Below are 11,475 nucleotides of genomic sequence, written 5' to 3'. Positions count from 1 at the left end.
GCTGCAGCAGACAAGGAAGCAGCCGAGGAGGCTAAGAAAGAGGAAGAAGCTAAGCAAGCTGCGGAAGAAAAAGCTCACAGCGAATTGCTTTCAACGCTTGAAGGTATCGAAAAATCAACCATCGATGACATCAACAAGGATGCCACTATCACTGATAAGGAAGCGGCGATTAAGGCGGCTAAAGAAGTGATTGGCAAGGATGCCATCTTGAAAGCTATCGAAGAAGGCGACATTGATGCCTCAGACTTATTGGCAGATTTCTTGGCAGAAGACAGTGAACAAGTAACACCGGCCGAATCAAAAACTCAATCTCAACTTTCAAGCCAAGACCAAGCCAAACTTGCTGCAGCAGATAAGGAAGCAGCGGAAGAGGCAACTAAAGTTCGCTCAGAATTGCTTTCAACGCTTGAAGGTATCGAACAATCAACCATCGACGACATCAACAAGGATGCCACTATCACTGATAAGGAAGCGGCGATTAAGGCAGCTAAAGAAGTGATTGGCAAGGATGCTATCTTGAAAGCTATCGAAGAAGGCGACGTCGAAGCGTCCGACTTGTTGGCAGATTTTTTGGCAGAGGACAGCGATCAAGTAACACCAGCCGAAGCAAAAACTCAATCTCAACTTTCAAGCCAAGACCAAGCCAAGCTAACTGCAGCTGACAAGGAAGCGGCGGAAGAAGCAGCAAAAGTTCGCTCAGATCTAATCGCTACCCTAGAAAAAATTGAAAAATCAACCATCGACGACATCAACAAGGATGCCACTATCACTGATAAGGAAGCAGCCATCAAGGCGGCTAAAGAAGTGATTGGCAAGGACGGCATCTTGAAAGCCATCGAAGAAGGTGACATCGAAGCGTCAGATTTGTTAGACGATTTCTTAGCAGAAGACAGTGATCAGGTGACACCGGCCGAAGCGATGAGCCAAGAAGATTTCTCAAGCCAAGATCAAGCTAAACTGGCTGCAGCAGATAAGGAAGCAGCGGAAGAAAATAGTAATGCAAAAAAACTTGAGCTAAGTAAATTAGAAGAGCAAGTTGCTAAGATTAAAGCGCAGTTATCAAGTTTACAAGTTTCTGGTGACAAGAATAGTCAAGTAAAAGACTTGCAACAAGCTTTAGTAGACTATGAGGATGCTATTAAGACTCTAAGTAGTGTCATGTCAGCTGTTCTTGAAATTGAAGACTTTAAAGGTGGGGTGAACGCAGTAGAAGCTGCAACTGCAGAGTTGCCAGAATACAACAAAGGTGCAAATGCGGTAGAAGCTGCTGTAAATGAACTCCCAGCCTATGCAGAAAGTGGCGCTCCAGTCGTAGCGAACGTTCCAGCTTACGGAGAAAGCGGTGCCCCAATAGTAAACAACACTCCGCCTTATGGAGAAAGTGGCGCTCCAGCCGTAGCGAATGTTCCAGCTTACGGAGAAAGCGGTACACCAATAGTAAACAACACTCCGCCTTATGCAGAAAGTGGCGCTCCAGTCGTAGCGAATGTTCCAGCTTATGGAGAAAGCGGAACACCAATAGTAAACAATGCTCTGCCTTATGGAGAAAGTGGCGCTCCAGCCCTAGCGAATGTTCCAGCTTATGGAGAAAGTGGTGCCCCAGCCCTAGCAAATGTTCCAGTTTATGGAGAAAGTGGTGCTCCGGCAGTGGCTACTATTCCAGCCTATGCTGAAAAGATTGAGCCTGCAGTAAATGAAGTTCCGGAATACACTGGCAGTGTAGCTCCTTTGGCTACAAACCCTACTCTTGGAACTGAACAAGATCGTACCTATAAAGCGCCTGCAGCAACGGATGAGCAACTCCTTCCAAATACAGGAAGTAAAGATGCTTCAGCAGTCGCATCACTAGGATTTGTTGGTCTCCTTCTTGGTTTGCTACCATTTGCAAAGAGAAAATTTAATAAATAAATCGCATGAAATCAATAAAAGAAAAGGATTTGAATGGTCCTTTTCTTTTTTATGGTGAAATAGGGACAAGTCCACGTTTTTCAGCTCTTTCCGATGGTATTTTTCCTTGCTTTCCTTTATAATGGGTGTATGGACAAGAAAAAATTATTATTAATTGATGGATCTTCAGTTGCTTTTCGAGCTTTTTTTGCGCTCTATCAGCAGTTGGATCGTTTTAAAAATGCTAATGGCCTTCATACCAATGCAATCTATGGCTTTCAACTCATGTTGAATCATGTCTTAGAGCGGGTTGAGCCCAGCCATGTTTTGGTAGCCTTTGATGCAGGCAAGACGACTTTCCGAACAGAGATGTATGCAGACTACAAGGGTGGCCGTGCTAAAACTCCAGATGAGTTTCGTGAGCAATTTCCCTTCATTCGTGAGTTGTTAGACCACCTTGGGATTCGCCATTATGAGTTGGCTCAGTATGAAGCGGATGATATCATCGGAACTCTAGGCCGTTTGGCTGAGAAGGATTCTTTTGATGTGACTATCGTCAGTGGAGATAAGGATTTGATCCAGTTGACGGACGAGCATACGGTGGTCGAGATTTCCAAAAAAGGTGTGGCTGAGTTTGAGGCCTTTACGCCGGACTATCTCATGGAAAAGATGGGCCTCACGCCAGCTCAGTTCATTGATCTTAAGGCCCTCATGGGGGATAAGTCTGATAATATCCCTGGTGTCACGAAAATCGGTGAAAAGACGGGTATCAAGCTCTTGCTGGAGCATGGTTCGCTTGAGGGTATTTATGAAAATATTGATGGGATGAAGGCTTCTAAGATGAAGGAAAATCTCATCAATGATAAGGAACAAGCCTTTTTATCTAAAACACTAGCGACCATTGAGACTCAGGCACCGATTGAGATTGGCCTTGATGATTTGGTCTATAATGGCCCAGATGTGGAAAATCTTGGGAAATTCTACGATGAGATGGGCTTCAAACAGCTCAAACAAGCTCTAAATATTTCGTCGAAGGATGCGCCTGAAAGTTTGGATTTCACTATCGTTGACCACGTCAGTCAAGACATGCTGAGCGCAGACTCCATCTTCCACTTTGAACTCTTTGGTGAAAATTACCATACGGATGATTTGGTTGGTTTTGCCTGGTCTTGTGGGGATAAACTTTACGCTACAGACAAACTTGAGCTCTTGCAGGAGCCGATTTTCAAGGAATTTTTAGAAAAAACACCTCTGAAAGTGTATGACTTTAAGAAAGCGAAGGTTCTTTTAAATCGCTTGGGTTTGAACCTCCAGGAACCTGCTTTTGACAGTCGTTTGGCCAAATACCTCCTCTCAACAGTCGAGAACAATGAAATCTCAACCATTGCGAATCTCTACGGTCAAACATACTTGGTCGATGATGAGACTTTCTACGGTAAGGGGGTCAAGAAAGCTATCCCTGAGAGAGAGAAATTCTTGGAGCACTTGGCTCGCAAGGTTGCTGTATTGGTTGAGACGGAGCCGGTTTTACTTGAAAAACTCAGTGAACATGGACAGTTAGACCTTCTCTATGACATGGAGCAACCTCTGGCTTTTGTCCTTGCTAAGATGGAAATTGCTGGGATCAAGGTCAAAAAAGAAACCCTACTTGAAATGCAGGCTGAAAATGAGGTCGTCATTGAGCAACTCACTCAAGAGATTTACGAACTGGCTGGTGAGGAGTTTAATATCAATTCACCTAAGCAGTTAGGCGTCCTTCTCTTTGAAAAGCTTGGTCTGCCTCTAGAATACACCAAGAAAACCAAGACAGGTTACTCGACAGCCGTGGATGTGCTTGAGCGACTAGCTCCTATTGCTCCGATTGTTAAAAAAATCCTCGACTACCGTCAGATTGCTAAGATTCAATCTACCTATGTGATTGGCTTGCAGGACTGGATTTTGGATGATGGTAAGATCCACACGCGCTATGTGCAAGATTTGACTCAGACTGGGCGTTTGTCTAGTGTGGATCCAAACTTGCAAAATATTCCTGTACGTTTGGAGCAAGGTCGTCTCATTCGTAAGGCTTTTGTTCCTGAGTGGGAGGATAGTGTGTTGCTCAGCTCGGACTATTCACAGATTGAATTGCGCGTTTTGGCTCATATTTCTAAAGATGAGCACTTAATTAAGGCTTTCCAAGAAGGAGCTGACATCCATACTTCAACGGCCATGCGGGTCTTTGGCATTGAACGTCCTGAAGATGTGACTCCAAACGACCGTCGTAATGCCAAGGCGGTAAACTTTGGAGTGGTTTACGGGATTTCAGATTTTGGTTTGGCAAACAATCTTGGTATTAGTCGTAAGAAGGCCAAAGCCTACATTGACACTTACTTTGAACGTTTTCCTGGAATCAAAAACTATATGGAAGAAGTGGTACGTGAAGCGCGTGATAAGGGATATGTAGAGACCCTCTTCAAGCGTCGTCGTGAGTTACCAGATATCAATTCGCGTAACTTCAACATTCGTGGTTTTGCAGAGCGGACTGCCATCAACTCTCCTATCCAGGGTTCGGCAGCAGATATTCTTAAGATTGCTATGATTCAGCTAGATAAGGCTCTAGTTGAAGGTGGCTATCAGACCAAGATGCTGTTGCAAGTGCATGATGAAATCGTCCTTGAGGTTCCGAAATCAGAACTAGCAGTCGTTAAAGTTTTAGTGAAACAAACCATGGAAGAAGCCATCCAGCTCAGTGTTCCACTCATTGCTGATGAGAATGAAGGAGCAACCTGGTACGAGGCTAAATAAGAAAGTTATGAAAGAGTTTGAAGCATTTGCCTTCAAACTCTTTTTCATAGGTTTCTGTAAGCAGTTTCCTTGACTTTTACTAGTATTTGCGTTACTATATTTCCATATAAGATATGGGAGTCTGTGTACAGTCTGAGAGGAAGTGTTAAACTTCGACCGCACCTGATCTGGGTAATGCCAGCGTAGGGAACGATACTTAGCCGAATTCTGCACCTTTTCCATATATGGAAGAGGTTTTCTTTTTGTCAAAGGGAAACCTGAGAAAAGGAGGTTTTTATGAAAGCAAGCATTGCCTTGCAAGTCTTGCCCCTATCACAGGGGATTAATCGAATTGCTATTATCGATCAGGTTATTGCTTATCTGCAGGCGCAGTCCGTGACCATGGTGGTGACACCTTTTGAAACGGTCTTGGAAGGGGAGTTTGATGAGCTCATGCGTATTCTCAAAGACGCGCTAGAAGTGGCAGGGCAGGAAGCAGATAATGTCTTTGCCAATGTCAAAATAAATGTAGGAGAAATTTTAAGTATTGATGAGAAACTTGAAAAGTATACTGAGACGACATATTAGTCTATTGGGTTTTCTAGGAGTCTTGTCAATCTGGCAGTTAGCAGGAATATTCAAACTTTTACCCAAGTTTATCCTACCAACTCCCTTTGAAATTCTCCAGGCCTTTGTTCGTGACAGAGAATTTCTCTGGCACCATAGCTGGGCGACCTTGAGAGTGGCTTTGCTAGGTCTAGTCTTGGGAGTCTTGATTGCCTGTATCATGGCGGTGCTTATGGACAGTCTGACTTGGCTCAATGATCTTATCTACCCTATGATGGTGGTTGTTCAGACCATTCCGACCATTGCTATAGCCCCTATCCTGGTCTTGTGGCTAGGCTATGGAATTTTGCCCAAGATTGTCTTGATTATCCTGACGACAACCTTCCCTATCATCGTCAGTATTTTGGATGGATTTAGGCATTGTGACAAGGATATGCTGACCTTGTTTAGTCTGATGCGAGCCAAGCCCTGGCAAATCCTGTGGCATTTTAAAATCCCGGTCAGCCTGCCTTACTTTTATGCAGGTCTGAGGGTCAGTGTCTCCTACGCCTTTATCACAACCGTGGTGTCCGAGTGGCTAGGAGGTTTTGAAGGTCTTGGTGTTTATATGATTCAGTCTAAAAAACTGTTTCAGTATGATACCATGTTTGCCATTATTATTCTGGTGTCGATTATCAGCCTTTTGGGTATGAAGTTGGTCGATATTAGTGAAAAATATGTGATTAAATGGAAACGTCCCTAAGATAAGGATGTTTTAGAAAAAGAAAAGAGGAAATGAAGATGAAGAAAACATGGAAAGTGTTTTTAACGCTTGTGACAGCTCTTGTAGCTGTCGTGCTGGTGGCTTGTGGTCAAGGGACTGCTTCTAAGGACAATAAAGAAGCAGAACTCAAGAAGATTGACTTTATCCTAGACTGGACGCCAAATACTAACCACACAGGGCTTTATGTTGCTAAGGAAAAAGGTTATTTCAAAGAAGCTGGAGTGGATGTTGACTTGAAATTGCCACCAGAAGAAAGCTCATCTGACTTGGTGATCAATGGCAAGGCACCATTTGCCATCTATTTCCAAGACTACATGGCTAAAAAATTGGAAAAAGGAGCAGGAATCACTGCCGTTGCTGCTATCGTAGAACATAATACATCAGGAATCATCTCTCGTAAATCTGACAATGTTAGCAGTCCAAAGGACTTGGTTGGGAAGAAATACGGTACTTGGAATGATCCAACGGAGCTAGCTATGTTGAAAACATTAGTAGAATCACAAGGTGGAGACTTTGAGAAGGTCGAAAAAGTACCAAACAACGACTCAAACTCGATCACACCGATTGCCAATGGCGTCTTTGACACTGCTTGGATCTACTACGGTTGGGATGGTATCCTTGCCAAATCGCAAGGCGTAGATGCTAACTTCATGTACTTGAAAGACTATGTCAAGGAGTTTGACTACTACTCACCAGTTATCATCGCAAATAACGACTATCTAAAAGACAACAAAGAAGAAGCTCGCAAAGTCATCCAAGCTATCAAAAAAGGCTACCAATATGCTATGGAACACCCAGAAGAAGCTGCAGATATTCTCATCAAGAATGCACCTGAACTCAAGGAAAAACGTGACTTTGTCATCGAATCTCAAAAATACTTGTCAAAAGAATACGCAAGCGACAAGGAAAAATGGGGACAATTTGACGCAGCTCGCTGGAATGCTTTCTACAAATGGGATAAAGAAAATGGTATCCTTAAAGAAGATTTGACAGACAAAGGCTTCACTAACGAATTTGTAAAATAATGACAGAAATTAGACTAGAACACGTAAGCTATGCCTATGGCGATGAAAAGATTTTAGAAGATATCAACCTGCAGGTGACTTCAGGTGAAGTAGTTTCTATCCTGGGACCTAGTGGTGTTGGGAAGACCACCCTATTTAACCTAATCGCTGGGATTTTAGAAGTCCAGTCTGGGCGAATTATCCTTGATAGCGAGGCAAATCCTAAGGGGCGCGTGAGTTATATGTTGCAAAAGGATCTCCTCTTGGAGCACAAGACAGTGCTTGGCAATATCATACTGCCCCTCTTGATTCAAAAGGTGGATAAGGCAGAGGCTATTGCCCGAGCGGATGACATCCTTGCGACCTTCCAGTTGACAGCGGTACGGGACAAGTATCCTCACGAACTCAGCGGAGGGATGCGCCAGCGTGTAGCCTTGCTTCGGACCTATCTTTTTGGGCACAAGCTCTTTCTCTTGGATGAGGCCTTTAGCGCCTTGGATGAGATGACCAAGATGGAACTTCATGCTTGGTATCTGGAAATTCACAAACAGCTACAGCTGACGACCCTCATCATCACGCATAGTATCGAAGAGGCCCTCAATCTCAGCGACCGCATCTATATCTTGAAAAATCGTCCTGGGCAGATTGTTTCAGAAATTAAACTAGATTGGTCTGGAGACGAGGACAAGGAAGTCCAAAAGATTGCCTACAAACGACAAATATTAGCAGAATTGGGATTAAATACGTAGCCTTTTAGGAAATTAGAATATATTAAATACAAGCGAAATCCTTGCTTGTATTTTTTATTTCAAAGCTGATGAACATGCATGATTAGGCTTAATATTTAAAGAAATGGTAAGTTAATATAAAAATAAATAAATTTTAGTTGACATTTTGTAATGGAACTGTATAATATAATTGAACCATTATAGATAATAAGGAGGATAATGTGGTGAAAAAGAGAACTAGCAAACTCTTTCATGGCTTGATGGCCTTGCTGCTGGTTGTGTCGGTCTTTTTGCCTGCACTTAAAGTTAGCAATGTTGTTAAAGCGGAGGAACTACCAGCGAGCAGTTACACAATGAAAACTGTTTCAAAAATCAACAATAACAAACTTGTTGATGGCGCTAAGTACGGGGAAGGTAAATTCTATCTTCAACCAACTTATAGTTTCCCAAATGATGTAACCCTCAAAGATGGGGATTACATGGTGTATCATGTTCCAAACGAATTTAAAATTGAAAAAGATTCTACTACGGAATTGAAAGCACCAGATGGGCAAACAACTATTGCTGAATTGACAACTAGTAAAGCAGATAACACAGCTACTGTCAAAGTGACAAATGCTGCTTACTTTGCTAATTTGTCAGAGAACAAGGAGATTACTGCCCTGTTTACAGTCGTTTGGGCAGATAGTGTTAAACTAAACACTCCTTATCAAATTAATATCCCAGGTGACCAAGTTTACACTTTGACTCGTATCGTCCCAGATGATGACCCAACTGGATTTACTAAATGGGGAGTTCAAGACTCAGACGATCCTAACTATGTAAACTGGCGTATCCGTGTTAACCGCTATGCAAAATCTTACACAGGGGTTAAACTCGAAGATACTATTCCAGAAGGACAAGTTCTTGCAAGTGAAATTACTGGTTACTACTTTACTGAGTGGAACAAAGCTGAAGCTCGTCCAAGACTAGAAGCTGCCCATATCAACGTTGTTGATGGAAATCACTTTACAATCACTCCAAACGGTGATGGTACAATGGACGGACAAGGTCTCTATATTCTATATAAAACTCGTCTAACTGCTCCAGTTGACAATGCAACTAAAAAAGCATTTAACGATGTAAAAGCGACAACCGATCAAGAAACATTTGATGTTCATGGATTTGCTGCTTTGACAACTACAGAAGGTATCGGTTCAGGTGCGAAGTCTGATGAGGTTGAATTCCAAGTTAAGAAAAAACTTGAAGGAAAAACTCTTGAGGCAGATGCATTTACTTTCCAATTGATTGCTCCAGATGGTTCTGTAACTGAAGCTAAAAACGATGCTGAAGGAAATGTTAAATTCCCAGCAGTTAAATTCTCTAATGAAGGTACATTCAAATACCAAATTAAAGAAGTAAATGACAACAAACCTGGCTATACATACGATGATTCAGTACTTGAAGCAGAAGTTACTGTAGCAAACGTGTATGGTCAAAAGATTGCAAGTGTTAAATATAAAGATTCTAAGAAAGAATTTACAAACACATACGCTGCTAAAGAAGCAAAACTTCAACTTGAAGCTAAGAAAGTCTTGAACGGTAAAGCTATCGAGGCTGGCCAATTTGAATTTGAGTTGAAAGAAAATGGAACAGTTCTCCACACTGTTTCAAACGATGCAAACGGTAAGATTCAATTCCCAGAACTTACCTTCACAAAAGAAGAAACTCGTACATTCACTATCTCTGAAAAAGCAGGTGATGTAGCCGGAGTTGAATACGATCCAAATGCTTATGAAGTAACAGTAGTCGTTAAAGATAACGGCCAAGGTCAACTTGTTGCAACTGCAACAGGCGCAGACAACCTTACTTTCACGAACGTTTATAAAGCTAAACCAGCAAAAGCTACCATCACAGCTACTAAAGTCTTGAATGGTAAAGCGCTTGAAGCAGACAAATATGAGTTTGAACTTAAAGAAGGCAACAAAGTAGTCGCAACAGCTAAGAATGCTGCAGACGGTACTGTTACTTTCCCAGTAATCAGCTATGATGCTGCAGGCCCTCACACTTACACAATTACTGAAAAAGCTGGTAGTGAAAAAGGTGTGACATACGACACTGCTAAACACGAAGTAACAGTAAACGTTACAGATAATGGACAAGGTGAACTTGTTGCAGATGTAAAAGACAACAACCCAACCTTCACCAATACTTACAAAGCAGCTACAACAACAGCTACTATCACAGCTACTAAAGTCTTGAACGGTAAAGCTCTAGAAGCTGACAAATACGAATTCGAACTTAAAGAAGGTGACAAAGTCGTTGCGACAGCTAAAAACGCAGCAGACGGTACTGTTACTTTCCCAGCAATCAGCTATGATGCTGCAGGCCCTCACACTTACACAATTACTGAAAAAGCAGGTAGCGAAGCAGGTGTGACATACGACACTGCTACACATGAAGTGACAGTAAACGTTACAGATAATGGTCAAGGCAAACTTGTTGCAACTGCAACTAACAACAACCCAACCTTCACAAACACTTATAAAGCAGCTACAACAACAGCTACTATCACGGCTACTAAAGTCTTGAATGGTAAAGCTCTAGAAGCTGGTAAATATGAGTTTGAACTTAAAGAAGGTGACAAAGTCGTTGCAACAGCTAAAAATGCTGCAGACGGCACTGTTACTTTCAAAGAAATTGAGTTCAATGAAGCAGGCGACCACACTTACACTATCACTGAAAAAGCAGGTAGCGAAGCAGGTGTGACATACGATACTGCCAAACACGAAGTTAAGGTGAACGTTAAAGATGACGGTGCAGGTCAACTTGTTGCAACTGTTACAGGTAACAACCCAACCTTCACTAACACTTATAAAGCATCTTCAACAACTGTAAATATTACCGCTAAGAAAGTCTTAGAAGGTAAAGCCCTTGAAGCAGGTAAATATGAGTTTGAACTTAAAGAAGGTGACAAAGTAATCGGAACAGCGACAAACGCTGCAGACGGTACAGTTGCTTTCGAAGGTATCGAATACAAAGAAGCAGGTAGCCACACTTACACTATCACTGAAAAAGCAGGTAGCGAAGCAGGTGTGACATACGACACTACTAAACACGAAGTGACTGTTAAAGTTGTTGACAACGGTGCAGGCAAACTTGTTGCGACTGTAACTGACAACAACCCAACCTTCACAAACACTTATGTTGCTTCTTCTACACAAGTAACCTTCACAGCTAAGAAAGTCTTGAAAGATAAAGAAAAAGATAAAGAACTTGCAGAAGGTCAGTTTAAGTTTGAACTTAAAGAAGGTGACAAATTAATCGAAACAGCGACAAACGCTGCAGACGGTACTGTTACTTTCAAAGCAATTAAGTACGCAGCAGCAGGTGAGCACACTTACACTATTACTGAAGTAAAAGGTAACGATGAGAATATCAAATATGATGAAAATTCTTACGAAGTGACAGTAAAAGTGACAGATAATGGTGCAGGTCAACTTGTAACAGAAGTTACAGGTAACAACCCAACAATCACTAACACGTATACTGAACCGAAAAAAGAAGAACCTAAGGAAGGTCCTAAGGAAGATCCTAAGGGTGAACAGCCTAAGGGAGATTTGCCAAATACTGGTGGATCAGACTTTACAGTATTCTCTACTATTCTTGGTCTAGTTCTTGCAGCTTTGGCAGGACTTGTATACCGTGCTAAAAAAGTTGACTAATCTTAACTTTGAATAACTAAAAAAGATGGAGACCGTTTGACGGTCCCATCTTTTTGTTT

7 protein-coding genes and 1 riboswitch are annotated in these 11,475 nt (G+C 42.1%); all 7 genes read left to right on the top strand.

Annotated elements, in window-relative coordinates; genetic code table 11:
- Positions 1-1,908 (top strand): SIALI-17 repeat-containing surface protein (locus O3655_RS05720; RefSeq protein ID WP_371641217.1); only part of this gene is annotated, 1,908 nt, incomplete at its 5' end.
- Positions 1,909-2,037: 129 nt separating this feature from the next.
- Positions 2,038-4,671, top strand: coding sequence for a DNA polymerase I (polA, locus tag O3655_RS05715; protein WP_308697312.1), 2,634 nt, complete (start codon positions 2,038-2,040; stop codon positions 4,669-4,671).
- 103 nt (positions 4,672-4,774) lie between these two features.
- Positions 4,775-4,877, top strand: a riboswitch (TPP riboswitch).
- A gap of 70 nt (positions 4,878-4,947) precedes the next feature.
- Entirely contained in the window at positions 4,948-5,238 is a 291-nt protein-coding gene (locus O3655_RS05710) for a thiamine-binding protein (protein ID WP_000647687.1), read from the top strand.
- Positions 5,201-5,959 carry an ABC transporter permease gene (locus O3655_RS05705; RefSeq protein WP_001245135.1) on the top strand — a complete coding sequence of 253 codons (759 nt, stop codon included), beginning with the start codon at positions 5,201-5,203 and terminating at the stop codon, positions 5,957-5,959. Before O3655_RS05710 ends, O3655_RS05705 begins: the two co-directional genes overlap by 38 nt.
- A 38-nt stretch (positions 5,960-5,997) precedes the next feature.
- The gene (locus O3655_RS05700; protein ID WP_000754537.1) at positions 5,998-7,005 is read left to right on the top strand and encodes an ABC transporter substrate-binding protein; all 1,008 of its coding nucleotides are present in this window, start codon (positions 5,998-6,000) and stop codon (positions 7,003-7,005) included.
- Entirely contained in the window at positions 7,005-7,733 is a 729-nt protein-coding gene (locus O3655_RS05695) for an ABC transporter ATP-binding protein (RefSeq protein ID WP_000136201.1), read from the top strand. Before O3655_RS05700 ends, O3655_RS05695 begins: the two co-directional genes overlap by 1 nt.
- A gap of 203 nt (positions 7,734-7,936) precedes the next feature.
- On the top strand, positions 7,937-11,416 hold the full coding sequence (locus O3655_RS05690) for a Spy0128 family protein (protein ID WP_308697311.1): 3,480 nt from the start codon (positions 7,937-7,939) through the stop codon (positions 11,414-11,416).
- Positions 11,417-11,475 lie beyond the last annotated feature (59 nt).

It is taken from the genome of Streptococcus sp. 27098_8_70 (genome assembly GCF_041432215.1).
GTDB lineage: Bacteria > Bacillota > Bacilli > Lactobacillales > Streptococcaceae > Streptococcus > Streptococcus oralis_CP.
Note: the sequence above shows the minus strand (reverse complement) of the source record. Positions and strands in the feature narration are given on the sequence as shown.